Source organism: Rhodospirillales bacterium (assembly GCA_028824295.1).
Classification (GTDB): Bacteria; Pseudomonadota; Alphaproteobacteria; order TMED109; family TMED109; genus VXPW01.
The window spans coordinates 81628-106491 of sequence record JAPPED010000021.1 but is presented as its reverse complement, the minus strand read 5'-3'; the positions used below and the strand labels follow the sequence as shown (position 1 = coordinate 106491).

The window sequence follows — 24864 nt, the reverse complement described above, 5'->3', positions numbered from 1 at the left end:
CGAGGATCTCGATACGGCCCTGGCGCCGCTGCTGGCGGCGCGCGGGGCGGTTGAGCAATCGGTCAGGGAGACCGTCCGCGAGATCATCGGAACGGTGCGCGAGCGTGGCGACGACGCCCTGCTGGAGCTGACCCGGAAGTTCGACCGGTTTCCGATTGACCGGAAATCGATTCGCGTGGATGCCGCCGCGATGGCGGAGGCCCGCGCAGCCTGCGGCAACGAGGCCTTGGACGCGCTCGCCCACGCAGCCGAGCGGATCCGGGCCTATCACGCGAGACATATTCCGGAGGACACGTCCTACCAGGATGAGAGCGGGGTCACGCTCGGCGAGTACTGGACGCCGGTCGAGGCGGTGGGGCTCTATGTCCCGGGCGGCACTGCCAGCTATCCGAGCTCCGTCCTGATGAACGCCATTCCGGCCCAGGTGGCCGGAGTGCCGCGCCTGGTCGCCACCGTGCCGCACCCGGACGGGCAGGTCCTGCCGCTCGTGCTCGCCGCCGCCGAGCTGGCCGGGATCCAGGAGATCTACCGCGTGGGCGGGGCCCAAGCGGTCGCCGCCCTTAGCTTCGGCACGGACACGATCGCTCCGGTCGACAAGATCGTGGGTCCCGGCAACGCCTACGTGGCGGAGGCCAAACGCCAGGTCTTCGGCACCGTCGGAATCGATCTCATTGCCGGACCCAGCGAGATCCTCGTGGTGGCGGATGCGGCCAGCAATCCGGAGTGGGTGGCGTTGGACCTCCTGTCGCAGGCCGAGCACGACCCGGCGGCGCAGGCGGTCCTGGTGACCGACGACAGCGCGTTCGCGGATGCCGTCGAGAGCGCAGTGGAGCGGCACCTCGAGACGTTGCCCAGGCGGGCGATCGCCGGGGCGAGCTGGCGCGACTTCGGGGCCGTGATCGTGGTTGCCGCACAGGCGGATGCGCCGGCGGTCGTCAACCGGCTCGCCCCCGAGCACGTGGAACTCTCCGTTGCGGATCCAGAGCCGATGATGCGGGCGATTCGTGCGGCGGGCGCGGTGTTCCTGGGGCGGCACACGCCGGAAGCGATCGGCGATTACGTGGCCGGCCCGAGCCACGTGTTGCCGACCTCCCGGAGCGCACGGTTCTCGTCGGGCCTCTCGGTGCGGGACTTTCTCCGACGCACCTCCGTGGTTGGATGCAGCGAGGAAGGGCTGGCCGCCATCGGGCCCTCCGCGTCCGTCCTGGCAGAGGCCGAGGGGCTGGATGCCCACCGGCTGTCGGTCGATGTCCGCCTCGGGCCCTGAGAGGCCACCCGCCGACCAACTGGTGCGGGTGACGTTGGGCAATGCGGGTACCGCTCACGGCGCGGCTGAACTTGCCCGCGAGCGACAACTGGCGGTACAGGATCTCCTGGAAAGCAACCAGTTCGCGCCCGAAAACGCGCCACCCGGGCCGTATGCAGCGGAAATTTCGCTCCAGGGCGAGCGCATGGTGTTCATGATCACGCCGGTGGAGACGGATTCGGATCCGTTTCGCGTGGCGGTGCCGGTCGCCGACCTGACCGGGCTGGTCCGCGACTACCATGCGATCTGTCAGAGCTATTACGACGCGCTGCAGCGGGCATCGGTGGGCAAGATCGAGGCCATCGACATGGGGCGGAGGGCGCTGCACGACGAAGGCGCCGGATTGCTGGCGGACTGCCTGAAGGGGCGGATTAGGACGGACTTCGATACGGCACGTCGCCTGTTCACGCTCTTGTCCGTCCTGTTTCTGACCGCGGACATGCGCTTTGTGCCGATTCGGCTGTCACCGCGACCAGGCGCGCGCTAGGGGCCACATCCGCCAGGCTGAGGAACGGCGCGGTGAGGGTGCCGGGACCAGGAATCCTTCCAGACAGCGGGCATCCTCCCGGAATTTCGCTTGACCGCTGCGCCAGCTACTCGCATGGTGCGCGTCCCGGCCGCCCGAGGAGACACAATGGAAAAAGAAGAGTTCATGGAGTTTTTCGGTACGGTTACCGAAATTCTCCCCAATGCGATGTTCCGCGTCACCCTGGACAATCAGCACAAGGTGCTGGCCCACACATCCGGGCGCATGCGCAAGAACCGGATTCGCGTGTTGGCCGGCGACAAGGTGACCGTGGAAATGACGCCCTACGACCTGACGAAGGGTCGGATCACGTACCGCCACAAGTAAGCCTGCTCGGCGCGCTGGTCGGCCCATGCCAAGCCAACCGTCGCCGAAGCTGGTTCTTGCGTCCCGTTCGCCGGCGCGCGCCGCGTTGCTTGAGCAAATCGGACGGTGCCCTGATGTCGTCGCGCCTTCGGGAATCGACGAGACGCCTGCCCCCGGCGAGTTGCCGCGCCTCTATACCGCGCGCATGGCGGAGGAGAAGATGCGGGTCGCAGGGCCGCTCCATCCTGACGCCTGGATCGTGGTGGCGGACACAGTGGTCGCTTGCGGGCGCCGAATCCTGGCGGCGACGGAAGAAATCGAGGTCGCGCGGCGACACCTTCGGATGCTTTCGGGCCGGTCGCACCGGGTCTGGAGTGCAGTCCGTGTCCGGGGGCCGGGCGGCGCCGAGGCCGCGCGTGTGGTCTGCACCCGGGTTCGATTCCGCGGGCTGAGCACGGTCGAGATCGAGGACTATCTCATGACCGGCGAATGGCGGGACCGGGCCGGAAGCTACGCGATCCAGGGTCGTGGCGCCGCTTTCGTGCACGGGATCAACGGGTCGTTCGAAAACGTAGTCGGATTGCCTGTCGCCGAAACCGAGCTGATGCTGCGGGGGCTCGGGATGCCGCCAGCGCGGGTCGATACGTGACCAACCGGAACGAGCAGGGCGGCGGTACGCCGGCTGGCGGACGAGGGTCTGGTCACGCTGCGGCGCAACGACATCCGCCATGTCCGGTCTGTCGCCGGCCGGCTGATCCCGGCGAGTCCCCGTTTTGCAGCGTCCGCTGCCGCCAGGTGGATCTCCACCGATGGCTGAGCGGCGGCTACCTGATCCCGGGTGCCGACGACCCGGGTGACGATTCGTGAAGGGAACGTCGGCCTAGACAGAACCCGTCCTGATCCCGTATACGGGGGCCGCGCCCAGGTAGCTCAGTTGGTAGAGCACGCGACTGAAAATCGCGGTGTCGGTGGTTCAATTCCTCCCCTGGGCACCACCACCAGTTCCTGTGCATTCCTTTGGGGTCAGGTAAGGCTCGGTGTGAGTTGGGAGTTAATGCTCACCGGCCGCTTGTGTATTCCGTCGCATTCTCTTGTATTCCCACTCGATGCGGGGGAAGGGTCGGTGTAAGAGCTCACGTTGCCCGAGTTAAATCCTCGCGCGCATCCGGCAGGGTGTCGCGGTCGAGCCCACCGGGCGGATTACGGGACCCGGGCACGGCGCTTTCCACCGCGGGCGGCGTGGAATTGCAACTCACGCAGGGCGCGCGCAAGGTTTCGGAAGCAGCCGTGAACGTCGCCCATGACGAAGTCGCGACCCCCGGCACTAGCTGTGAAATTTGGTACGCGTGCTGAGGTCATCGACAGTCTTTGCGGATTTGATCCTAAGCATGGATTTGAAGATTTCGGGATGGCGGCTGGGTTCGGCCACGCCGACATCGCGACAAAGTTGATCTATACGGACAGGCCGGAGTTGGAGCCCGGGCGTTGTTCGTCACAAAGATGTGGCGCTGATAGCCTGAAGTCAACACAAGTGTTGACTTCGTCTTCGTGTCCTGCTAGGATTCGCGAAACTTGCGTCGGAAGCGTTCATGTCGCGAACGAACGTGGGGTATAGGAGGAGGAGACACACGTTGAAGATTTCGGAATTTAGCTATGAACGCATCACAGTTTCGGCGCTGGCTACAGCGTCAGGGCTGTTCGTTTGAACAACATAAGGGTGGTAGTGGGCACCTTACTGTTCGTTTGGGGAACAAGACGTCGCAGCTCCCCATGCACGGCTCCCGCAGGCAGCTGGGCCGGAAGCTTGTGGCGAAAATCAAGAAGGATCTGGGATTGACGTAGTGCTGGCCTATCCGGTGTCGTTGGAGGACGACGACGGCACCGTGCTCGTCACGTCCGTGGACTTTCCGGAGCTCACCACATTCGGGGCCGATCGCGAAGAGGCGCTCCTCCGGGCCGCGGATGCGCTCGAGGAAGCGGTTGCCGCGCGGATCGTCGCGAAACAGGACATCCCGGAACCGTCAGCCGGGGAGGCGCGTGTGGCCGTGCCTACGCTGACGGCGATCAAGGCAATGCTCTACCAGGGCATGCGTGAACAGGGCATCGGCAAGGCCGAGCTGGCACGGCGTTTGGGCTGGCACCTGCCACAGGTCGACCGGGTACTGGACGTCCGTCATAGCTCACGGCTTGACCGGATGGACGCGGCGCTGAACGCGATTGGATGGCAGCTGGAAGTGCGGGCGCGCAGCGATGCGTCAGCATCGGGGTAAGCCGACGCTTGGCAGGCGGCGAGACATTTCCTGCCTGTCCATGCAAGAGATTTCATCCAGAAAGCCCATCAGGTGCAGCAGACAACCCACAGACATCACTACGTTCCGGAGTTCCTTCTCAAGAAGTGGGCGCCGAACCCTGACGCCAGCAGTGTCGGCGCCTATTACTGGGATCGTCACAAGCACGCCCTCGCGCACCGGACCCAGGGTGCGAAAGCCTTCTGCTACGAACGTGATCTCTTCTCGGTGGGCGTGCAGAACTTGGCGTCGGACGTGCTGGAAACTGATTTCTTTGGTCCGGTCGACACCCAGGGCGCTGCTGCAATGGACAAGCTGGTCAAGAACGGCGTTGAAGCCTTGACGGAGGACGATCGCTCCGACTTCACGCGATTGCTGTTCTCGCTTGAATACCGCCGTCCGCCGCTGATCCACGAGCTGCGCAGGCGCGGGCCCGAAGTCATGGAACAGGAAATGGACAGCGATCAGGGTTTCCGGGCTCTCCTCGAGGAGGAGGGCTTCGACGAGGCCCCTTCGTTCTACGCCAGGGAGCTGGGGCTCCTATCCGAGGATCGTGCCGTCGCCAAAGTGCAGGACTTAGTCAATGATGGCAGTTACGGTCAGAAGTTTATCAATTGGCATTGGAGCCTTGCCCGCACCCGCCCTGGGCAAGGAACTTTTCTCTTGTCGGATCGGCCCTTGATCCGGAAATACGCCTTCGACCACATCGAAGCGGTATGGATGCTTCCCCTAGATCCCTTCACTGTGTTCTATGCGTTCCGGCACGAATCTGCGAAAACCGTGACCAACGGCCGCGAGTTTCTGAAGAGCGTGAACAAGCACAGCGTCCAACAGGCGGACAAATATGTCTTTTGTCTGGATACTAGCCACGAGCCGCTGTTGCGGAAGCACCTATGCACAAGACGCTAGTTCGCCTGCTGTGAGGTCGTCCGAACCGGCTTCCCTTCCGGCTGGGCAAGAAGCACCCTACCCCCGATGACCCGACTGCGCGGTTCACCAGTTCGCACCGAGGAGTTCTGACTATTGCGTGGGGACTACGTGGGGATGGGGTTTTCTTTGGTTTAGTTATGGTATATGGAACAATGACTAAGAACGGGGGTCCAATATCTCCCCTGGGCACGACCACCTGTTCCCGAGCATTCCTTTGGAGTCAGTTAGGGAACGGTGTGAGTTGGAAGCTGATGCTCACCGGCCGCTTGTGCCTCCTGCAGCCTTCTCTTGTACTCCCAGTCAATCCTTGGGATTAGGCGTGGGAAGACACGGTGCGAGAGGTCATGGTCGCGCGAGTGAAGTCCTTGGGCGCACCCGGCAGGTCTGGCGGTCGAGCCCACCGAGCGGATTACGGGACCCAGGCATGGCGCTCTCCACCGCGGCCTGAATCGAAATCTGATCATTCAGTTGGCGTCATTGTGCGCCGCGTCGCGAAGCCGCCAGCCAGCCTCGGGCCATGGTCGGAGCTGGCCCAGAAGGTACCAGCGACAGCACTCGGACCAACGCCCGGTCCGGCGTTCCCGTACAGTTCCGCCTTCCATCCGGCGTCTCCCCTGGTTTCTCCGAAGGCGGCCGAAGGCCCATGGTTCTCGACGTAACCTGAATTGTCGATACCGAGAGCCCGGAAGCGGGTGGAGTAGTCAAGGCTCCTTCGCCCAAAATCCACAGACCACTCCCCCAGAGTGTTGCCGCTCTCGTCGATGAAGCCGTTGACCGTTCCGGTGATCGAGCCAATCTCATGGGCAGAACCGAGGTCAGCAACCAGAGAGGCATCTGCGACAAAGTTCCCGTGAGAGGAGCCGTGCGTATAGAGCCCCGACGCCTGGCCTTCAAAATGAACCGTCCCCGTCAACCCGGTGGCATCCGACAGGTTTTCCTGATGATGACGGGCAGTTCCGTATCCGAAGACTTCCACTTCTGCAGGTGGCGTGTTCGTCTCGTTCGACCAGTAGCCGAACACCAGGAAGTCCTCGTCCCGGATCTGATCGCCGGGTTCAATATCGGTGTACGCGACCAGCGTCAGGGTGCCGGAGCTTCGCACCCTTCGGGCGATCACCCCTTGGAAGCCCGGGAGTTGCGGCCGGTTCGCAACCGCGAATCCGGGGTGGACAAATTCCACGACACCGCCCCGGTGCCGGAACAGGGGGCCGGAAAACCGTGCTTCGGCTTCGGTGCGGGCAATCTCGTCATCAGCGGCGGGAAGGTCAAAAGCGGCGCTTGGCATGGAAGTGCTGCCGCATCCGGCGAGGAGAGCGGCTGCGACAACGACTGCGATTACGACTGCAAGGGGTGAGTTGTACAAGTTCTTGTTTCCTTCTTTGCAAATCAGCTCAATTGGGTCGAACCGGACCGGCAAGCCAGCGCCCGCGGTTTAACGTCGACCGTCGCGGAACAGCCTGGGCGTCAAATGATGATGCTCACCGCGCCGTGCCAGGAGAGATCTTCCAGGTCCAGCACTGCGCGGCGGTACGCGATTCTGAAGTCTCCGCCCTCCCTCCTCAAGGTGTACTCGATGGCGCCGACGTAAGGCGCACCCTCGCCACTGCGAAACCTGTAGACGAGGACATTTGCGCGGACCGATAGGTGTTCTTCGTCGGTTTCTTCCACGCGCACGTTGGAGACAAACCGGCGGGTGCGGGACCGGGGGCGCTCGCGGTGGGAATGACGGCTGTTCAACCGCGTCACCCGAGCGCGCAAACGAACGATGTCGTCGTCGATGAACACCAGGTCGCGCCCGGGGTCTCCCTCCGGTAGATCCGTGGAAGGAACGACGTACCGGGCGTCCTCCGTAAACAAACCGATCCACTCCTCCAGCTTCCAGTCATCCAGAAGTGCCGCTTCCCTGAACAGGAATTCCTCCACCATTCCCGACAACGCGCACCTCCCGAGGGCTGTCATCGTTCACCGGTCCGGCGGTGCCCACGGCCATCGGCTTCCGAAGAAGCCGCTGCGGCCTGCGATTCTGCCGGCTCTCCGTCCTGCACGTCGGCCGTATCTAGGCCCTGCATGTTCGCGTGCCACTGCCGCCAGAAGCCTCGGATCTGGAGTTCATCGGCCGTGCCCGGGCAGGGTTTCAGCATGCCCCTTGAGATGTCGGACCATTCGGTTTCGGTAGCCCGGAAACCGGCCTGGCAGGATTCCAGCGCCTCGACGTCATCCGGCGTGGCGAAGCCGCCCGGTCCGAGGAATGTCAGGTAGCTGTCCAGGCGGGCGGCCAGCGCCGCACCCGATTCCTCCCGGGGCACGAGGTGCCAGGCCGTGACCGCCATGTTGTCCGGCGCCAGGGGTTCGATGTACCTGATGCTGATCGCCACGAAGTCCATGATCAGCAAGTTCGGATAGATGAGCAGATTTCGAGAGAGGTCGGCCATCCGGTAGGCCCGTTCTTCCCCGAATTTCCGGACCAGCCGCGCGCGCACCTGCGCGACGCGCTCCCTGGCCTCCTCGCCGAAGATCGGGTGCCAACGGGCGATGGGGCGACCGTTTCTGGAGATGTTCTCCGACACGCAGTGGCCGTTGCCCAGCGCCCTCCCCCGGCCGGGCGGGCGGGCAGCCAGCGTGCCGCCGCTGTCGTCTGTCCCGAGACCGGTCAGGTAGTCGACGTAGGTCCGATGCGTCGGGACCAGGTGATAGCCGTCAAGGCTGTTCTCGGCCAGCAGCTTCCAGTTGGCCTTGATGGCGTACTTGTTGGAGCCGGGCACCACCCGCATCCCGTCCTCGGCCTGGTCGACGACCAGGTCAAGGTAGTCCTTGGCACCCGCCAGGTAGCTGACGAGGTCCTCGCCGTGCGCGTTGAAGCTCACGAAATAGAAGCCCCGGTAGCTGTCCACCCTGGGCGGCGCCTTCAGGCCGAATTCGCTCCGATCGAAGCCGGGGCCGTAGGCTTCCTGCCCGGGAACGCCGATCAGCTCGCCGCGGGTGTTGAACGTCCAGGCGTGATAGAAGCACCGAAGAATCTCGGCATTGCCGGCGTCACTGCGACAGATCTGCGCACCCCGGTGCGGGCACGAATTCAGGAACACCCGGATCTGCCCGTCGCTGCTGCGGACAAAGAACAGCGGCCGGCCAGCCACTGTGCGGCGGCGATAGTCTCCGGGCCTCTCGACTTCCGATTCGTGTCCCAGGTAGATCCAGCAGTGGTCGAAGATTCGTTCCCTTTCCCGCCGGAACAGGTCGACGGACGTCATGCACGATCGATGGACCTTGAAGACCCCGCGCTCCCGGTCGTCGACAATCAGGTCCTGGATGTCCATAAGTCCGTCCGTTCCCCCGGACCTTGATCGGAAGACATGATACCGGGGCATCATTGCGGGCGGCGCCGGCCGGCGCGCCGTTCCCCCTCAAGGTCTCACCGCTCCGAACGCTGCCGAACTCCGTTGTGGCGCCGCCCACAGTGCCGGCTCCGTGTCAAAGGGTTGACAGAAACAGGATGATAGAGTATGAATCAATGCCTCTTTTTGGGCGTTCAGCGTACGGATGGAGAGGTGACCCATGGACGATCTGAAGGTGCGGAGGCTCCGCCAGAAACTGGGGATTTCCGCGGAAGACCAGAAGGCTGCGGCAGGCAGGGCAGTCAGCCCGAACCTGCAGAAGAAGATCTCAGGCTACGCTCGCGCGGGAGGCAACTTCGTGTCCGCGCCGGCCATGAGTGGTGCTGCGGTGGCGGACGATCGGCTCAGAACGGGAGGCAACTTCGTGTCCGCGCCGGCCATGAGCGGTGCTGCGGTGGCGGACGATCGGCTCAGAACGGGCGGGAACTTCGTGTCCGCGCCGGCCATGAGCGGTACGGCAGCCACCTGACATCACTTGCATCCAGGGTCGATTGCCTGACCCTGCTGCCGGAAGGGCCTGAGGAAACCGCCGGATTTCCGACGGAACTTGATTGCGTGTATGCCGGGCGGCTTCGACATGACCCGGCGGTATCGGCACAAATGCGTGCCCTGCGCGGGGCAGGAACGGCGGAGGCCGGGCCAGGCGGGCACGCCGAACATCTTCGCTCACCCATAGGGAGGCAGCCCCCGATCCCGGGCCGGGGACCGCCAAGGGTCATGGGGCCTCCAAGTTCCCCGGGGAAGATTCGCCAGCCCAGCAGACGCCTCGGGCCCTGCCAAGTCGACCTGGCAGCCGCTTTCGTTCCATTCCCGGGATTCGTCAGCATCTACCGCGAACGAGGCGCGGCGTGATTTCCGGAAGAGGGCGTAAGCTTCGCGTGTGTTCGATGCCAGCCTCGCTGGTGCGTAGCGCGGCAAGCGCTGCAACCACGCGACGGCCGCACCAACGGTCTGGATCCACCGCCGGCAGCCCTGCAAGAAAATGACGATGGCCGTCGCAACCGATGGAAGAACGGTGAACTTCCGGGGCCTCCGAACGCTGGAAGTCATCTTGAAGATCACCGAACGCTGCAACCTGGACTGCGACTATTGTTATTTCTTCAACGCGGGGGATGACAGCTACCAGCATCATGCAGCGTTCATTGCCGATGACACGGTCGCATTGCTGGTCCGGCGGCTCGAGCAATTCTCCAGAGAGTACGAACTGCAGCGCATCGCGATTCACCTGCATGGCGGCGAACCGCTCTTGATGCCGAAAGCCCGGCTTGACAGCATCTGCGAAGAGATCCGATCAGGATTGGGGCACGTCGTGGACCTGGCGTTGACGGTCCAGACCAACGGCATGCTGATCGATCTCGGGTGGATAGAGATCTTCAACCGGCATGGCGTAGAAGTGGGGGTCAGCCTTGACGGCGCGAAGGTGCACAACGACGCTCATCGTCGCGATCACCGTGGCCGGTCGTCCTACCAGGCGACCGTTCGCGGACTGGCGTTGTGCCAGGAACACCTACATCGGAAGCCGATGATCCTGGCCGTGGTCGGGGAGAACTTCAATCCCAAGGACATCTACGAGCACTTTCGACATGACCTGAACGTGCAGCACCTTGATTTTCTGCTTCCCGACCTGAATCACGACAACTTTCGCGGTGACGCGGAGGCATACGGTGAATTTCTGATCAGGATCTTCGACATGATGGTGAAGGACGAGGAGCCGGTCAGCGTCAGGTTCATCGATCATTTCCTGGCTCGCATCTACGGGCACGGGAATTTCCTGTTCGGCGCCCGGAGGGACGACCCGGACTATCTCCTGCTCACCGTGTCGTCGGACGGCGGGGTCGGGCCGGACGATACCTTGCGATCCACGACGTACTGGAGCGGATACGAATACCGGGATCTGAAGAGTTCCAGCATCGAAGAGATCATCCGGGACCCGCTGTTTCACGAATTCGAGTACTTCAAGAAGACACCCGCGTCCGCATGTTCGGACTGCTGCTGGCGTGAAGTCTGTGGCAGTGGCCAGCCGGTGCACCGGTACGCGAGGCACAACGGTTTCGATAACCCCACGATCTATTGTCAAGGACTGGACAAGTTCTATACCCACGTTGTGAAGTACCTGGCCTTGCATGGCGAGCCGCTGGAGAGAGTGGGCGCCGACTTGATCTGAGACGGTCGATATACGCGTGGCGCGAGGTCCGGAGGCTCTGATGGATCGATGCAACACACGGTGGCGATGCGTCCGCACGCCGGTGGCGTCAGGTCCGTAATGAAGATCTACGTCGATCGCAGACTGGGGGATGCGCGCGACTTGATCGCGTTCAGCGACACACTCGTCAGCGTCAAGAGGTTACATCCGGACGCGGCCGGCTATCGACCCGACGCCAGGCTGCCGGCCGACTTCAGGAGGTTGGATGAACATGAAGTCAGGACATACACCGCTCCGCTTGATGAGCTTTCCATCGACGACGAACTGGATTTCATCGCGATCTTTCCCTGCGCGCTGACATCCGAGAGCGCGCTTGATTTCACGCCGTTTCTCAGCCTGTCGCCGGTGGTTACGCTTGAGCCGTCGATCGATCACGGGAAGTTTCCTTCGGTCACGGTCGACCGGGAATCGGGACTGAGGCTGGGGCTGCACCTTGATTCTTGGGATGGCTTCGACCTGTCCTCAAGGTGGAGGAGCCGGAACCGAATCGTCGTGAACCGGGGTCCCGGAAACCGGTATGTCTACGTGGTGCCCGTGCCGATCGAGAACATGGCAGCAAGCGTGGAGTCGGCGGAAAGCCTGCATCCCTGCGAAGTTGCGGACACCTTTATCAGGAACACTCCGGGCACGGCCTGCTTGCGCATGCTTCAGTCGGAGAATGTCGCGTACGTCTGCTGCACGGAGCGGCTGGTTCACGACGCTCGCATAGGCCCGGGCGACGCGCCGGCGGAAAGCCGCCACTACCTAGGTCACTTCATCAAGAACTAGCTCGCATTACGCTCCAGCGCCCCAAGTGCCGGAAGAATGCGGGCGCTGCCGACGGCGCTCGACCCGCATTCACGCCAGACCGGCTGGTGGGGACAGGTTACGAACCCGGGCGTCCCGTTCTCCATTCCCACGGCCGGACTTGGACGTCGGCGAACACGTCCCCCTTGCCATAGGGACTGTCGGCCAGAAACGCCCGCGTCGCCTCCGGGGAGGGTGCCTCGGCGATTAGTACCAAGCCGACAATGGCCTCCGAGTCGTCAGAGAGAGTTGGGCCAGCGTGGTGGACGACGACATCGGGATGTCCCGGATGATTGCGCAGAAACTCCATGTAGGCGTTTTGAAGTTCGCTGCCTGCCTGTACCCGTCCCGGCTTGTGGGTGACGAAAGCGACACAATACATCAGCTTCTTCCCTGTTTGGATGACTGGCTTCGTTCACGCTAGGCCAGTTCGTCGTTTGGTGTCAAACGTTCGCTCTTGACGACGGTATCCGAACCCCTTGACGCCGCCGGGATGGCCATGCGAGCGGCCTACAACCCCCGGGGCAGCTTTGCTCCCGGCGGCTCCACGCGGACGGTCACGATATCTGTGTCATGGTATTGCTGATGACGGACCGACGAGGCCAAGTGACGCAACAACCGCAACGATACCTCACGCTCGATCATCTCGCTGGCGCTGGCCTCGCCGAGCAGCGCAATGCGGTCCTGAATGTTCCTCTCCTCACCGGTCGAGGCAACGAACTCCAGCACTGCTCCGCCGTCCCCGCTGCGCGCGGTGAGGAACAGACGCCGCCGTTCGACATCCGTGCCTGGCTCGTCTTGTTGCAGGAGCGTCAGCAGGGTCTCTTCGCAGACGGCGTCGAGGCGGTTCACCATCTGCGCGTCCCAGCCTCTTTGTGACGCGAATGCACCGACAAACTCCCGGATCTTGTGCAGGGCGGCGGGTTCGAGCTCCGCCTCCATCCGCCGCCGCCGCGGCCTCATCAGCTCGACGGTCAGGGTCATGACGATCGCCACGACGCCTCCGGTCAGCATCCCGTTCTGCATGAGCGCGCGGGCAAACTCCGAGACACCGTCCGGAATGACCGCCCCGCTCTGAAAGCCCGCGCCGATCCAGAACGAGACCCCGGCGATCAGGCCTTTGCGGTAGTCGATTCCGTCCTGCAGGATCACCTTCATGCCGATGATGAAGATGGTCGCCATCGTGACGGTGACGAACGCCGTGATGACCGGACCGGGTATCGCCAGGATCACGGCCAGCGCCTTGGGAACGAATGCCAGCACGATCAGCGACGCCCCGAGCGCGATGCCGATCCTGCGGGAGCTGATCCCGGTGATCTCGACCATGGACGCGCCGCTCGGCCGGAAGCCGAGCGGCATCGTGCCCGCCAGGCCCGACAGCAGATTGCCGGCCCCGTCGGCCGCCACCGCACCCTGCACCGCCCGGAAATCGACTGCCCGGCTCTCGGCCCAAGACACGCGCTGGATGGCGACTGCGCCGCTGATGGTTTGCATCGTGCAGACCAGCGCGATGAACACGAAGGCAGGGAGGAGTGCCCAGAACTCGGTTCCGAAGCGCAGATCCAGGGCCGACCATGCCGGCGCCGGAATACCGATCCACGCAGCCTGCACAATGCGGTCGACGTCATACAGGCCGAACATGCCTGCGACGATCGAGCCCGCGACGATGCCGATGACCGGCGCCCACAGGCGCGCCCGCTCCCTTGCGGTCAGGGTGACGCCGGCGATGACAACCAGGGTCACCACCGCGCTGAACGGCGCGGCGAGCGGCGACGTCCCGCTCGGCACGTTCTTCAACTGGTCGAACATGACCGGCATGACCGTGACCGGTGTCAGCATCAGGATCGTGCCTGTGACCGTCGGCGTAAGGATGCGCCGGAACAGCGAGAGACGTGCCGAGAACACGAACTGGACCACTGAGAGGATGACGACGAGAGTCGCGAGCAACGCCGGGCCGCCCGCGGCGAGGGCGGCAATGCTGACGGCGATGGCGGCCCCGGAGGTTCCGATCGCGAGAATGTAGCCGGCACCAAACCGGCCGATCCGCCGCGCCTGGAGCATCGTGGTCGCGCCGCAGGCGGCTACCGAGGCGAACACGGCCCACAGCAGCACGTCCTCCGGCTGACCGGCCGCCCGGAACACGACTGTCGGGATCATCACCGCGCCGGGCAACACCAGGCAGGCAATCTGAAGGGCGAGACCCACGCTGAGCGGAACCGGGGTCTTCGCGTCGGGATGGCGGCTGCCGGAGCTTCGGCCAGACTCGTCGCGTTCCATGCCCGGGTCCCTGTTGCCTGCGGAAGGCGGCGGCGACCGCAGCGTGTCATCCGCCGTGCGACGATTTTCGCCGGTGCGTAGAATGACTATTGCGAAAGGCACCCTACGTGCGGGCCGCTCTCATTCAACAGCAAACGCACGTGCACCGCAAAGGCATGCTCGACGTGGAGCAGCAATAGGCTGTCTTCAGTCAGCGGAAAGCCGAAGACTGCTGACAGGTGGTGTGCTCCCTGTCTTGAGCAATAGCGTCACGTACTGGGGCGCGCGGCAGGTCTAGCGGTGGAGCGATCGCGCCGGTCAGCACAGCGTTCGGATTAACACGCAACGGCGCATCTGTCTTCGGTGGACCGACGACGTGCCCGTGCGCCGCGGCGACGGCGGACCATCACTGAGGGAGAGCCGCATGAACGCGAGAAGTGGCAGGTGGGACGTGCACCCGAGCAAAGTCCTTCGCGACGAGCTTGACGCGCTCGGGCTGTCGACCATCGCTCTGTCACCAGGACTTGGCGTGCCGGTGAACCGGGAATTGATGATCATGAACGGGTATCGCGGCGTAAGCGGGGACACCACGCTGCGGTGGCGTGGTCTTTTGGGACAAGGCTGCGACTGAAACTGACCTGCAGAATACCTGGGAACCTCGCCGGGCGGAGATCGCGGGCGGGGCGCGAGGTTGCCGCGCGTGACCACGCTGCCATCGGCAGCTGTCGGCGTTGCCCTGCTGGTGGGGCAACGGCCTAGGCGGTAATCCCTACGAAAACAGCGAGCGCGCGGTTGACTGCCACCAGGTCGGCGTCGCTGAGGTGTCCGAAGACATCTCCGATGCGGCGGGTCCGGGCGGAGAAGATCTGGTCAATCATGACGTAGGAAGGCTGTCGGAGGCCGTTCATCCGGGAGGGCTCGATCGGGACCCGCAGCAATGGGGCATCGACTTGGGTCGAGGTCAATAGTGCGACAGTGACAGTGGATGTGAGCTGCGCGAAGAGGTCCGATTGAATGACGAGTGCGGGCCGTGGCTTACCGTGTTCGCCTTGAAGCGCCACGGTGACGAGGTCGCCGCGCTTCACGTGCCAGAACTGCTGTCGATCGCTTCGAGATGCTCGTCGAGGTCACGCGCTGCCGTGTCCATGAACTCCGCGAGTTCGAGGTCGGCGCGATTGGCTGCCTCGACGACCGCGGCCTGCCGGGCACATTCCTCGGCGAAGCCTGGGGCACGGTTGTCGGGCACCCAGATCTGGATCGGCCGCAGGCCCTGAGCCCGGAGGGCGGCTCGGCGCTTCGCTACGCGTTGTGCGGGAGTGGATGCGGCGGGCATGGTGGCTCTCTGTTCGGGGTCGCAGGTTACATGTAACGTATTTCGACGACCGGGGAAAGGGCCACGGCGCCTTCGTTAGTGCAAACGCAAGAGGACCGATAAAGGGAGAAATCGCGACCATTTTTGTGGTGTTTGACATTCTTCCCCCAAGCACGCTCGACTGAAGACCACTTACCACGTCGATCTTGGCACCGAGGCCGGTTTTCTGAAGAGGGTATCCGGTACCAGGCATGGGGGATCAGTCCCCAAACTGACATGGGCCGGACATGATGAAATCGAGAAGATGAACGATTACCGACGGCCAAGCTGATCGAGACGCGAGCCAGAGAAATGGTTGTGGGTGGACCCTGCCAACTAGTGCGCTTGAGTTAACAATCAGGCGCGAGTCCGTTTGCGCATTCTCATTCACTGCAAACGACTTGCGCTTCCTGGGAGGACTAGGTCCTGCTGGGCCGACACGAGATACACATGCGCTTTCGACGCATCTCAATGCGGGCGCGCGCAAACGAAGTCGTGTTCGAACGCTACTGGCCGGACTGAATATCGGGAGGTCGAGGTTTGCTCGCCGTGAAGCTTTAGGGCAGCTGAAGAAATCCTGGCCAGAGGCGCCACACGTGATCAAGACTCGTCCATGCGTTTGCTGAGGGCTTCTAGGGTCACGGGCACGGCATCGATGCTTCAGACGGTTTCGATCCAAATACAAGTTCAGTGACGGAAAGCCGAGATGAGATCGCTCGGCCCAATGATCCCACCGTCGCGGTCGTTTCTTGTCCCGTTGCGCTTGATTGGCACGACGGCCATCAGGATGTTGTGGTGCCGGTTCCACCGTTTCTAGTCTTCGGGGCAAGCGAGGCCACGGCGCGAATCCTGAGGCGTTGTTTGTCGATCTTGTCGGGGAATATGCCGGAGCGGGCGTTCCTCGCTGGCGACGCAGGGGGTAACGCATGCAATTTATTGACGTTCGCGACGAAGACGGAATCCGAATCATCACGCTGAACCGGCCCGCAGCGCGCAATGCCAGTCATACCGGCATGCGAAGCGAGATCATTACAGCGCTCGCGCCGGTAAACGACGATTCGGCCGTTCGCGCCGTCGTCGTCACTGGTGCAGGAGACAAGGCGTTTTGCGCCGGCAACGACCTTGCCGAGACCCGGGGCCTGAGCGAACGGACCAGCGGAACCTGGGTGGCGGATCTTCGCCGCCACCACGATGCCATTCGCAACCTCGACAAGCCGTGCATCGGAGCAATCAACGGCGTGGCTGCTGGAGCAGGCCTCCAGATCGCGCTCCTGTGCGATCTCCGGGTCGGGCAGCCAGGCACCCGCATCGGGCAGCCAGAGATCAATGTCGGCCTGGCGAGCGTCATCGGCGTGCAACTCATGGAACTGGCCCTAGGGCACAGCCGCACGCAGGACCTTGCCTTGTCCGGGCGCTTGGTGATGGCCGAGGAAGCTCTGCGGATTGGGCTCCTCGATCGCTTGGTTGCCGCGGAGGCGTTGGTGGACGAGGCGCTGCAGGAGGCCCGCCGACTCGCCGAAAAGCCGCCAAACGCCTTTCGCCTTTCGAAGCTCAGGCTGAGGGAGATGACCCAGGCCGCCTGGGACTCTGCGTTCGACGCGGCCTTTCGTCTGCAGCCCTTGGCTTATGCGAGCGGTGAGCCGCAGGCCGCGATGGCCCGGTTTCTCGATCGGAGACGCTGACGCCGCCGCTGATTTCTCTTTTTGCATCTGGACTCATGCTCTGGGCGCAGTTCACTCGGCCGGACAAGTGATTCGTTCGTCCAAGGTGGACAGCCAGGCAGCTCGTCGTTCGTTGGACAGGGCTCCGGGGCCCCGCATCGCATGCCGCTATCGACCCTGGAAACATCGCTGTGCCACCGGAGCCATGCAGGGGACCACCCCGGTGAGAACGGGAAGTTTGCTTCCGCGGAAAACCCAGGAGAAAACGGTGGCGGGACCCTCAGCAGATCATCAAGAGACAAGAATGGTACCGTGTCCCCGGTGAAGGCAGGCGGCGGGGCAACGGGTTGTCCACTGACCGCCGGTGGTCTTCCGGTCGGCGTATGCGTATTGGGAGTGAAAGCTCATGGCGGGACCTTATCGCGGTGTATGGCCGGTTGTTCCCACCATCTTTACCGAGACCGGCGACCTCGACCTGGAGGGACAGAAGCGGGCGCTCGACTGCATGGTGGACCAGGGATCGGACGGGCTCTGCATCCTCGCCAACTATTCCGAGCAGTTCCTGCTTTCCGACGAGGAACGGGAGATCCTTGCGCGACACTGCATCGAACATGTCGCCGGCCGCATTCCGGTCATCGTCGCCGCATCGCACTATTCGACCAGGATCGTTGTGGAACGCTGCCGGAAGGCGGCGGAACTCGGGGCGTCCATGATGATGCTGATGCCGCCCTACCACGGAGCTGCCCTCAAGGGCACCGAGGAACAGACGCGCGAGCAATTCGCCCGAGCATCGGAAGCGGGTCTGCCGATCATGGTTCAGGATGCGCCGCTCTCGGGCGTAGAGCTCAGTGTGCCGTTCCTGGTCCGTCTGGCGCAAGAGATCGATGAGGTCGCCTACTTCAAGATTGAGACGCCGCAGGCTGCGGCGAAGCTTCGGGCCCTGATCCGGGCGGGCGGCGGCGCGATCGAGGGCCCGTTCGACGGCGAGGAAGCGATCACCCTGCTGGCGGACCTCGACGCCGGGGCGACGGGGACGATGCCGAGCGCCGTTGTTCCGGACCTTCTGAAGCCGATCGTGGAGGCCCACCGCAATGGCCGCAGGGACGAGGCCGTTACCGCGTACGGTCGCGTGCTCCCGCTCATCAACTTCGAGAATCGTCAGTGCGGACTCCGAGCCTGCAAGGCGCTCATGCAGGCTGGAGGCGTGATTCGTTCGGATCACGTGCGTGCGCCGCTCGGCCCGCTGGCACCCGAGGTGCGGGCGGGTCTGATGGAACTGGCCCGACCGCTCGATCCGGTGTCGCTTCGTTGGGGCCGTTAGAGCGTCACGAGCCCGGGGGCACGCCGGACTGGCTGCCGGCGTGCGATTGGATCCATCCTTCGGTCCGCGCTCACTGTCTCATAGGCGCTGTGGCGATGGCCAGGAACGGTTGCGAGGGTTCGTCGCCATTCGGCGAGTCCACCGATGGCTGCCGGCCCAGAAGAAGGGGAAAATCCGGCGCTCCCGAAGTTTCCGGGGTAGAATCATGGAGGAGGCGCCGGTGCTGATGGGTCATTACGTTTCGACGGTTTTCGGGGTTCGGTCGGCGTCCGCACACTCCCGGCGAGCCGGATGCGTGCGCAGCAGCGTCAGACCCCGGCCCGGCAGATGACAACGCGCCCGGAACTGGCTCCGGCACCCGCACCGGCCCCGCGGGCAGAGCCCATTGGCCGGCCAGATCTTGCCCGATGCCGCCTGGCGGCGGCGGTGATCGCGGAAGCATCATCGAGCATTGAGCAGGAGGCCCGGCTCCCGGCGCCGGTGCTCGCCGCCATGCACGACGCGGAACTGTTTCGGTTGAGCCTGCCCGGCTGGCTGGGTGGTGCCGAGTTGCCGCTCGCGGAACTCGCGGACATCACCGAGTTGATTTCATCGGCTGATGCCAGTGCCGGGTGGTGCCTGGGACAGGCGCTGGGGTGCGCAACCGCGGCTGCGTACCTCGAGCCGCGGGTGGCCGAGCAGGTGTTCGGGCCCGGCAACGCTGTTCTCGCGTGGGGTGCCGGTGCGGTCGGGACAGCGGTGGCGGCCGACGGTGGGTATCGCGTGAGCGGCACGTGGCGGTTCGCCAGCGGCAGCGACCACGCGACGTGGCTGGGCGGGCACTGCACCGTCAAGGACAGGGACGGAACGCCGCGTACTGATGCGGCGGGTCGACCGGTCACTCGTACGGCGCTATTTCCGAGGAGTGCCGCCGAAATCCATGACGACTGGCATGTGGTGGGCCTTCGCGGAACGCGCAGCGAGGGGTACACCGTAAACGATCTCATGGTCGAGGACGCTTTCACGCTGAACCGGGATTCAGCCACCGACCGCCGGAGCGACGCCACCCTCTTCAGGTTCCCAGTGGTCCACGTGTATGCCTCAGTGTTCGCGGGCGTCGCGGTCGGGAACGCCAGCGCCGCCCTCGACCGGCTCGTCGAGCTGGCGCAAACGAAGACGGCGCGCGGCGCGCCGACCGCGATGCGCGACAGTCCGGTCGTGCACTCACGCCTGGCCGAGCTGGAGGCCCGCCTCGGAGCCGCCCGGGCATTCCGCGCCCAGGTGCTGGACGACGTGTGGCGCAGGGTCGAAGCGTCCGGGCAGGTGACGCCGGCTGAGCGGGCACCACTCCGGCTCGCGACGACGCACGCCATTCACGAAGCGACGCGCGTAGCGGAGCAGGCGTACCGGATGGCCGGGGCGACGGCCGTGTTCACGTCGCAGCCGTTCGAGCAGCGCCTCCGCGATGCCTATGCGGTTTCGCAGCAGGTGCAGGGGCGGCACGAGAACTACGAACTGGTGGGTCGCCATCTCCTCGGTCTGCCCGTCGATTCCATGTTCTTCTGAGCGGCGGCAGGAACGGATGCCCAGACGTCACCCTGGTGCGGGCCGCGGGCGCGGTCGACCCAGGCCCAAGGGACGAGCGGTCGAGCCGACCGCCCTTGCCGAGGTGCGTGATGTCCTGGGGGACCGCCCCCGACGCCGCGATCTGCTGATCGAGCACCTGCACCTGTTGCAGGACCGCTACCAGGGACTGTCACCTGCGCATCTCGCCGCACTGGCCGCCGAGATGCGTCTGTCGATGGCCGAGGTCTACGAAACCGCCACCTTCTATGCGCACTTCGATGTTCTGGAGGAGGGCGAGCAGCCGGCTGAGACGACGCTTCGCGTCTGCGATGGCCTCTCCTGCGAACTGGCGGGGGCACTCGAACTCGATTCCGCTCTCCGGGCTGCGGCGGACGCCGGTGTGCGTGTGGTCTGGGCTCCCTGTATGGGTCGCTGCGACCAGGCACCGATCGTCGAGGTAGGGCATCGGCACGTGAACCGCGCCAGCGCCGACGCGGTCCTCGCGACGGTGCGGGCCGGCAAGCGGAGCCCGCGCGTGCCTGCATACCGCGGTTTGTCCGACTACCTGGCCGACGGCGGCTATCGCGCCCTGAACGCCTGTCTCGGCGGGGCGCGTCCGTTCGATTCAATCGTTGCGGCGCTAGACGAGTCTGGCCTGAAAGGCCTGGGCGGTGCCGGCTTTCCGACCGGCCGCAAGTGGCGAATCGTGCGAGGCTATCCCGGACCGCGACTGCTGGCGGTCAATGCCGACGAGGGCGAGCCCGGCACCTTCAAGGACCGGCATTATCTGGTGACGGACCCGCATCGATTTCTCGAGGGGGTCCTCATTGCCGCCTGGGCAGTCGAAGCGGAGACGTCCTACATCTATCTCCGGGATGAATACCCGGACGTGCGGGAACTGTTGCTGACGGAAATTGCCTTGGTCGAGGCGCGCGGACTGACACCGCATACCCGCCTCGAACTGCGGCGGGGCGCCGGCGCGTACATCTGCGGTGAAGAATCGGCCATGATCGAATCGCTGGAGGGCAAGCGCGGACTGCCGCGTCACCGGCCTCCGTACGTGGCCGAAAACGGCCTGTTTGGCCGTCCGACGCTCGTGCAAAATGTGGAAACCCTTTTCTGGGTGCGAGATATTCTGGAGCGGGGCCCGGCCTGGTTCGCGAACTACGGGGGCAGCGCCGGTCGTGGGCTCCGCAGTTACAGCGTGTCCGGTCGGGTACGCGACCCCGGGGTGAAAGTGGCCGCCGCCGGAATCACGGTTCGTGAGCTGATCGACGAACACTGTGGCGGGATGGCAGAAGGCCACACCTTCAAGGGCTATCTTCCGGGCGGCGCCTCGGGCGGCATCCTGCCCGCCGGCATGGCGGACTTGGCGCTCGACTTCGGGGTGCTCGAGGCACACGACTGCTTTGTGGGTTCGCACGCCGTCGTCGTGCTGTCGGATCAGGACGACATGCGGGCGGTCGCGCTGAATCTGATGCGCTTTTTCGAAGACGAGAGCTGCGGACAATGCACCCCGTGCAGGGTGGGGACGGAAAAGGCTGTGAAACTCATGGAACGGGACCACTGGGACGAGCCGCTGCTCGAGGAGCTCGCCGAGGCCATGGCCGACGCATCCATCTGTGGCCTGGGGCAGGCGGCCGCCAATCCCCTGAATTCGGTACTACGGCATTTCCGGGAAGACGTGGATCTGGGCCATGGGTAAGCGCATACGGTTCACGCTCGACGGCGCGCCGGTTGAAGCGCGCGACGACGAGACGCTGTGGCAGGTGGCGCGGCGCCAGGGCCTCGACGTGCCGCACCTGTGTTTTACGGAAGCCCGTGGCTACCGGCCGGACGGAAACTGCCGAATCTGCATGGTGGAGATCGACGGCGAGCGGACGCTTGCCGCATCGTGCATCCGCCGGCCCGAGCCCGACATGGTGGTCCGCACGCAGAGTCCCCGGGCACAGCGTGCCCGCGCCATGGTGATGGAACTGCTGCTCGCCGACCAGCCGGCCCGGGCCGAGGCGCCAGACCGGGAGGCCAGGCTGTGGCAGTGGGCCGATCGCGTGAGCGTGGGCGACAGCCGCTTTCCCGCCGGTGCCAGACCGGTGCCCGATCCCAGTCATCCTGCCATGCGGGTGCGCCTCGACGCCTGCATCCATTGCAATCTTTGCGTGCGGGCCTGCCGAGAGGTGCAGGTCAACGACGTCATCGGCATGGCGGCGCGCGGTGCCGAGTCCAAGATCGTGTTCGACTTCGATGATCCGATGGGAAACAGCACCTGCGTGGCCTGTGGCGAGTGCGTGCAGGCGTGCCCGACCGGAGCGCTGATGGAGGCCACCCGGGTCGACGCGAGCGGGGCCGAACGCCGGATGTCGTTCAACGAGACGCACAGTGTCTGTCCGTACTGTGGTGTGGGCTGCCAGATCACCTACCAGGTCGCGGACGGCGAGATCGTCGCCGTGCGCGGACGGGACGGTCCGGCGAACGAGAGTCGCCTGTGCGTCAAGGGACGATTCGGCTTCGATTACGTGCGTCACCCGGAACGGCTGCTCAGGCCGCTGGTGCGTCGGGACGACGCTCCACCCAAGAGCGGCGACGCCGAAGTGGACCCGCGGGCGCCATGGACTCATTTTCGCGAGGCCACGTGGGACGAGGCCCTGGACCGGGCGGCGGCCGGCCTGGCGCGAATTCGGGACCGGGATGGACCGGGTGCGCTGGCCGGCTTCGGTTCGGCCAAGGGGTCGAACGAAGAGGCCTACCTGGTCCAGAAGCTGGTGCGGCAGGGGTTTGGCACCAACAACGTGGACCACTGCACCCGCCTCTGCCACGCGTCGTCCGTCGCCGCCCTCCTCGAAGGCATCGGTTCCGGCGCGGTCACGGCGCCCTTCACCTCGGTCGCCGACGCCGATGTGGTGGTCGTGATTGGGGCCAATCCGACCGAGAACCATCCGGTGGCGGCCACGTTCTTCAAGCAGGCGGCCCGGCGGGCGTCGCTCATCGTGATGGATCCGCGTGGCCAGGGCCTCGCGCGGCACGCCAAGTACATGCTGCGGTTCCGGCCGGGCACGGATGTCGCCCTGCTGAATGCGCTGCTGCACGTCATCGTCACCGAAAACCTCTACGACCCCCAGTTCGTGCAGGCGCGAACCGAAGGGTTCGGCCGCCTCGCCGCGCACGTCGCGGCGTTCTCGCCGGAGGCGATGGCACCCATCTGCGGCATAGATCCCGACACCCTGCGTGCGGTCGCACGGGAATACGCGCAGGCCGAACGCGCCATCATCTTCTGGGGCATGGGAATCTCGCAGCATGTGCATGGCACCGACAACGCGCGCTGCCTCATCTCGCTCTCCCTGATCACCGGCCACGTGGGACGGCCGGGAACGGGCCTGCATCCGCTTCGCGGCCAGAACAATGTCCAGGGTGCGTCGGACGCCGGACTGGTACCGATGGTCTACCCGGACTATCAGCCGGTCGATGCGGAAGCGGTCCGGCAGCAGTTTGAGGAGTTGTGGGGGCGGCCGCTGCCACCCGAGCGCGGCCTGACGGTCGTCGAGATCATGAACTCCATTTACGCCGGTTCGATCCGCGGCCTCTACGTCATGGGCGAGAACCCGGCCATGTCCGATCCTGATGCGGCCCATGCCCGCGAGGCGCTCGCCCGGCTCGAGCACCTCGTGGTCCAGGATCTCTTTCTGACCGAGACAGCGTGGCATGCGGACGTCGTGCTGCCCGCCTCGGCCTGGCCCGAGAAGGACGGCACGGTCACCAACACGAACCGGCAGGTGCAACGGGGCCGGCAGGCGCTGGACCTGCCTGGCGAGGCCCGTCAGGACTTGTGGATCGTCCAGGAGATTGCCCGGCGAATCGGTCTCGACTGGAACTACGACGGCCCGGCGGACGTCTTCGCCGAGATGAAGACCGTGATGCCATCGCTCGACCACATCACCTGGGACCGGGTGGAGGCCGAGAGTTCCGTCACCTATCCCTGCTCCTCGCCCGACCAACCCGGAGACGACATCGTCTTCGCCGACCGATTCCCGACCGCCGACGGGCGTGGCAAGCTAGTCCCGGCCGGGCTGGTGCCGCCCGACGAATCCCCGGACGCGGAATTTCCGCTGGTGCTGATGACCGGGCGCCAGCTGGAGCATTGGCACACCGGGGCGATGAGCCGGCGCTCGAGCGTTCTCGATACGCTCGAACCGTCGCCCGTCGCGAGCCTTTCGGCGGCCGAGCTCGCGCGGCTGGGGGCAGAGCCGGGTGGCAGGGTGCGACTGGCCACCCGCCGCGGCTCGGTTGACCTGACTGCGCGGGTCGACGACGCGGTGCCGGACGGCGCCGTGTTCGTGCCGTTCGCCTTTGCGGAAGCCGCTGCCAACCTCCTCACGAATCCTGCGCTTGACCCTGTGGGCAAGATTCCGGAGTTCAAGTACTGCGCCGTGCGGGTGGAGCCGCTCGCGGAACCGCGATAGCGTGGGCCCGCGTCAGTGCAGGGAGTCGAGAAATCCCTGCAGCATCCAGACGGCAGATTCCGCGTCGATGCCCTGGCGGCGGCGTGCCCGCGACACGTCGGCCCGGATCAGCGCCTGTTCGACGGCGCGGGTGGACAGGCGCTCATCCCACAGCGTCAGGGGAAGGTCGAGTGCGCGGCTCAAGATACCGGCAACCCGCTTGGCGCTCTGGGCACGCGTGCCGGCGCGGCCGTCGAGATGCAGGGGAAGTCCGACCACGAGGCCGACTGCCGCCCGTTCGCGCGCGACGACTTCCAGGCGCGGAAGGCTGGCCGTTGGACGGGGCACGCGGATCGTTTCGACCGCCACCGCGAGTTCCTGTGCGCGATCCGAGACGGCGACACCGACGGTCCTGGTACCGAGATCCAGGCCGAGCAGCGGGCCGTGTTCAGGAAGGTGTGAGGACGTCATGGAAGGAGTCTGGCCATAGGCGAGCCCGTCGAGAACCGATCATGGTAGTTTGCGCAGGCGACCCGCCGGGCCCGCCCGGTGACTCC

23 protein-coding genes, 1 tRNA gene and 2 pseudogenes are annotated in these 24864 nt (G+C 64.9%); 18 read left to right on the top strand and 8 right to left on the bottom strand.

Features of this window, described 5'->3' with window-relative positions:
• Positions 1 to 82: 82 nt before the first annotated feature.
• The 9 genes and pseudogenes from hisD (at position 83) to OXH60_09335 (ending at position 5335) form a co-directional block, all read left to right on the top strand.
• Positions 83 to 1267, top strand: a pseudogene (hisD, locus tag OXH60_09375) (histidinol dehydrogenase).
• Positions 1248 to 1793, top strand: coding sequence for a UPF0262 family protein (locus tag OXH60_09370; protein ID MDE0712327.1), 546 nt, complete (start codon positions 1248 to 1250; stop codon positions 1791 to 1793). The pseudogene hisD and the gene OXH60_09370 overlap by 20 nt, the downstream one beginning before the upstream one ends.
• 147 nt (positions 1794 to 1940) lie before the next feature.
• A complete protein-coding gene (infA, locus tag OXH60_09365) occupies positions 1941 to 2159 on the top strand; it encodes a translation initiation factor IF-1 (GenBank protein ID MDE0712326.1) in 219 nt (72 codons plus the stop codon).
• A gap of 25 nt (positions 2160 to 2184) precedes the next feature.
• The gene (locus OXH60_09360; protein MDE0712325.1) at positions 2185 to 2787 is read left to right on the top strand and encodes a Maf family protein; all 603 of its coding nucleotides are present in this window, start codon (positions 2185 to 2187) and stop codon (positions 2785 to 2787) included.
• A gap of 80 nt (positions 2788 to 2867) precedes the next feature.
• Positions 2868 to 3005, top strand: a pseudogene (gene yacG / locus OXH60_09355) (DNA gyrase inhibitor YacG).
• Between the two features lie 52 nt (positions 3006 to 3057).
• A tRNA-Phe gene (locus OXH60_09350) sits at positions 3058 to 3133 on the top strand.
• A gap of 658 nt (positions 3134 to 3791) precedes the next feature.
• Complete coding sequence (locus OXH60_09345; protein ID MDE0712324.1) at positions 3792 to 3980, top strand: type II toxin-antitoxin system HicA family toxin; 189 nt, start codon at positions 3792 to 3794, stop codon at positions 3978 to 3980.
• Positions 3980 to 4408 carry a type II toxin-antitoxin system HicB family antitoxin gene (locus OXH60_09340; protein MDE0712323.1) on the top strand — a complete coding sequence of 143 codons (429 nt, stop codon included), beginning with the start codon at positions 3980 to 3982 and terminating at the stop codon, positions 4406 to 4408. Before OXH60_09345 ends, OXH60_09340 begins: the two co-directional genes overlap by 1 nt.
• Positions 4409 to 4480: 72 nt before the next feature.
• Positions 4481 to 5335, top strand: a complete 855-nt coding sequence (locus tag OXH60_09335) for a DUF4238 domain-containing protein (GenBank protein ID MDE0712322.1) — start codon at positions 4481 to 4483, stop codon at positions 5333 to 5335.
• Between the two features lie 481 nt (positions 5336 to 5816).
• On the opposite strand, the gene OXH60_09330 is transcribed toward OXH60_09335, so the two are convergent.
• The 3 genes from OXH60_09330 to OXH60_09320 form a co-directional block, all read right to left on the bottom strand.
• Entirely contained in the window at positions 5817 to 6641 is an 825-nt protein-coding gene (locus OXH60_09330) for a hypothetical protein (protein MDE0712321.1), read from the bottom strand.
• 179 nt (positions 6642 to 6820) lie between these two features.
• Positions 6821 to 7315 carry an aromatic-ring-hydroxylating dioxygenase subunit beta gene (locus tag OXH60_09325; GenBank protein MDE0712320.1) on the bottom strand — a complete coding sequence of 165 codons (495 nt, stop codon included), beginning with the start codon at positions 7313 to 7315 and terminating at the stop codon, positions 6821 to 6823.
• Complete coding sequence (locus tag OXH60_09320) at positions 7312 to 8670, bottom strand: aromatic ring-hydroxylating dioxygenase subunit alpha (GenBank protein ID MDE0712319.1); 1359 nt, start codon at positions 8668 to 8670, stop codon at positions 7312 to 7314. Before OXH60_09320 ends, OXH60_09325 begins: the two co-directional genes overlap by 4 nt.
• Positions 8671 to 8908: 238 nt before the next feature.
• Between OXH60_09320 and OXH60_09315 the strand changes: the two genes are divergently transcribed.
• From OXH60_09315 to OXH60_09305, 3 genes are all read left to right on the top strand, one after another.
• Positions 8909 to 9217, top strand: coding sequence for a hypothetical protein (locus OXH60_09315; GenBank protein MDE0712318.1), 309 nt, complete (start codon positions 8909 to 8911; stop codon positions 9215 to 9217).
• Positions 9218 to 9736: 519 nt separating this feature from the next.
• Positions 9737 to 10912, top strand: a complete 1176-nt coding sequence (locus tag OXH60_09310) for a radical SAM protein (GenBank protein ID MDE0712317.1) — start codon at positions 9737 to 9739, stop codon at positions 10910 to 10912.
• 99 nt (positions 10913 to 11011) lie between these two features.
• Positions 11012 to 11719, top strand: coding sequence for a hypothetical protein (locus OXH60_09305; protein MDE0712316.1), 708 nt, complete (start codon positions 11012 to 11014; stop codon positions 11717 to 11719).
• A gap of 97 nt (positions 11720 to 11816) precedes the next feature.
• Here the strand turns inward: OXH60_09305 and OXH60_09300 are convergent, their stop codons facing one another.
• Positions 11817 to 12119: a YciI family protein gene (locus OXH60_09300; GenBank protein ID MDE0712315.1), complete on the bottom strand. Its 303-nt coding sequence runs from the start codon at positions 12117 to 12119 to the stop codon at positions 11817 to 11819.
• A gap of 128 nt (positions 12120 to 12247) precedes the next feature.
• Positions 12248 to 14014, bottom strand: coding sequence for a hypothetical protein (locus OXH60_09295; protein MDE0712314.1), 1767 nt, complete (start codon positions 14012 to 14014; stop codon positions 12248 to 12250).
• Positions 14015 to 14417: 403 nt separating this feature from the next.
• Here OXH60_09295 and OXH60_09290 point away from each other — a divergent pair, with 403 nt between their 5' ends.
• Entirely contained in the window at positions 14418 to 14624 is a 207-nt protein-coding gene (locus OXH60_09290) for a hypothetical protein (protein ID MDE0712313.1), read from the top strand.
• 124 nt (positions 14625 to 14748) lie between these two features.
• Here the strand turns inward: OXH60_09290 and OXH60_09285 are convergent, their stop codons facing one another.
• Positions 14749 to 15078 carry a type II toxin-antitoxin system PemK/MazF family toxin gene (locus OXH60_09285; protein MDE0712312.1) on the bottom strand — a complete coding sequence of 110 codons (330 nt, stop codon included), beginning with the start codon at positions 15076 to 15078 and terminating at the stop codon, positions 14749 to 14751.
• Positions 15075 to 15326, bottom strand: coding sequence for an antitoxin MazE family protein (locus tag OXH60_09280; protein ID MDE0712311.1), 252 nt, complete (start codon positions 15324 to 15326; stop codon positions 15075 to 15077). Before OXH60_09280 ends, OXH60_09285 begins: the two co-directional genes overlap by 4 nt.
• Positions 15327 to 16270: 944 nt before the next feature.
• On the opposite strand from OXH60_09280, the gene OXH60_09275 reads away from it, so the two are divergent.
• The 5 genes from OXH60_09275 to fdhF all read left to right on the top strand — a co-directional run bounded on the left by OXH60_09275 (position 16271) and on the right by fdhF (position 24328).
• Positions 16271 to 17026: an enoyl-CoA hydratase/isomerase family protein gene (locus OXH60_09275; protein ID MDE0712310.1), complete on the top strand. Its 756-nt coding sequence runs from the start codon at positions 16271 to 16273 to the stop codon at positions 17024 to 17026.
• A 385-nt stretch (positions 17027 to 17411) separates the two neighbouring features.
• On the top strand, positions 17412 to 18326 hold the full coding sequence (locus OXH60_09270) for a dihydrodipicolinate synthase family protein (protein MDE0712309.1): 915 nt from the start codon (positions 17412 to 17414) through the stop codon (positions 18324 to 18326).
• 426 nt (positions 18327 to 18752) lie between these two features.
• Entirely contained in the window at positions 18753 to 19871 is a 1119-nt protein-coding gene (locus OXH60_09265; GenBank protein ID MDE0712308.1) for an acyl-CoA dehydrogenase family protein, read from the top strand.
• A gap of 16 nt (positions 19872 to 19887) precedes the next feature.
• The gene (locus OXH60_09260; GenBank protein ID MDE0712307.1) at positions 19888 to 21576 is read left to right on the top strand and encodes an NAD(P)H-dependent oxidoreductase subunit E; all 1689 of its coding nucleotides are present in this window, start codon (positions 19888 to 19890) and stop codon (positions 21574 to 21576) included.
• Positions 21569 to 24328, top strand: a complete 2760-nt coding sequence (gene fdhF, locus OXH60_09255) for a formate dehydrogenase subunit alpha (protein ID MDE0712306.1) — start codon at positions 21569 to 21571, stop codon at positions 24326 to 24328. Before OXH60_09260 ends, fdhF begins: the two co-directional genes overlap by 8 nt.
• Before the next feature lie 12 nt (positions 24329 to 24340).
• Here the strand turns inward: fdhF and ruvX are convergent, their stop codons facing one another.
• Positions 24341 to 24778 (bottom strand): Holliday junction resolvase RuvX, encoded by a 438-nt coding sequence (ruvX, locus tag OXH60_09250; protein ID MDE0712305.1) that lies wholly within the window; start codon positions 24776 to 24778, stop codon positions 24341 to 24343.
• Positions 24779 to 24864 lie beyond the last annotated feature (86 nt).

Coding starts and splice junctions, on each gene's coding strand:
- fdhF (MDE0712306.1), top strand. CDS start 21,569: ATGGGTAAGCGCATACGGTTCACGCTCGACGGCGCGCCGGTTGAAGCG.
- OXH60_09305 (MDE0712316.1), top strand. CDS start 11,012: ATGAAGATCTACGTCGATCGCAGACTGGGGGATGCGCGCGACTTGATC.
- OXH60_09370 (MDE0712327.1), top strand. CDS start 1,248: ATGTCCGCCTCGGGCCCTGAGAGGCCACCCGCCGACCAACTGGTGCGG.
- OXH60_09315 (MDE0712318.1), top strand. CDS start 8,909: ATGGACGATCTGAAGGTGCGGAGGCTCCGCCAGAAACTGGGGATTTCC.
- OXH60_09320 (MDE0712319.1), bottom strand. CDS start 8,670: ATGGACATCCAGGACCTGATTGTCGACGACCGGGAGCGCGGGGTCTTC.
- OXH60_09360 (MDE0712325.1), top strand. CDS start 2,185: ATGCCAAGCCAACCGTCGCCGAAGCTGGTTCTTGCGTCCCGTTCGCCG.
- OXH60_09260 (MDE0712307.1), top strand. CDS start 19,888: ATGCCCAGACGTCACCCTGGTGCGGGCCGCGGGCGCGGTCGACCCAGG.
- ruvX (MDE0712305.1), bottom strand. CDS start 24,778: ATGACGTCCTCACACCTTCCTGAACACGGCCCGCTGCTCGGCCTGGAT.
- OXH60_09345 (MDE0712324.1), top strand. CDS start 3,792: ATGAACGCATCACAGTTTCGGCGCTGGCTACAGCGTCAGGGCTGTTCG.
- OXH60_09310 (MDE0712317.1), top strand. CDS start 9,737: ATGGCCGTCGCAACCGATGGAAGAACGGTGAACTTCCGGGGCCTCCGA.
- OXH60_09270 (MDE0712309.1), top strand. CDS start 17,412: ATGGCGGGACCTTATCGCGGTGTATGGCCGGTTGTTCCCACCATCTTT.
- infA (MDE0712326.1), top strand. CDS start 1,941: ATGGAAAAAGAAGAGTTCATGGAGTTTTTCGGTACGGTTACCGAAATT.
- OXH60_09290 (MDE0712313.1), top strand. CDS start 14,418: ATGAACGCGAGAAGTGGCAGGTGGGACGTGCACCCGAGCAAAGTCCTT.
- OXH60_09275 (MDE0712310.1), top strand. CDS start 16,271: ATGCAATTTATTGACGTTCGCGACGAAGACGGAATCCGAATCATCACG.
- OXH60_09280 (MDE0712311.1), bottom strand. CDS start 15,326: ATGCCCGCCGCATCCACTCCCGCACAACGCGTAGCGAAGCGCCGAGCC.
- OXH60_09330 (MDE0712321.1), bottom strand. CDS start 6,641: ATGCCAAGCGCCGCTTTTGACCTTCCCGCCGCTGATGACGAGATTGCC.
- OXH60_09300 (MDE0712315.1), bottom strand. CDS start 12,119: ATGTATTGTGTCGCTTTCGTCACCCACAAGCCGGGACGGGTACAGGCA.
- OXH60_09295 (MDE0712314.1), bottom strand. CDS start 14,014: ATGGAACGCGACGAGTCTGGCCGAAGCTCCGGCAGCCGCCATCCCGAC.
- OXH60_09325 (MDE0712320.1), bottom strand. CDS start 7,315: ATGACAGCCCTCGGGAGGTGCGCGTTGTCGGGAATGGTGGAGGAATTC.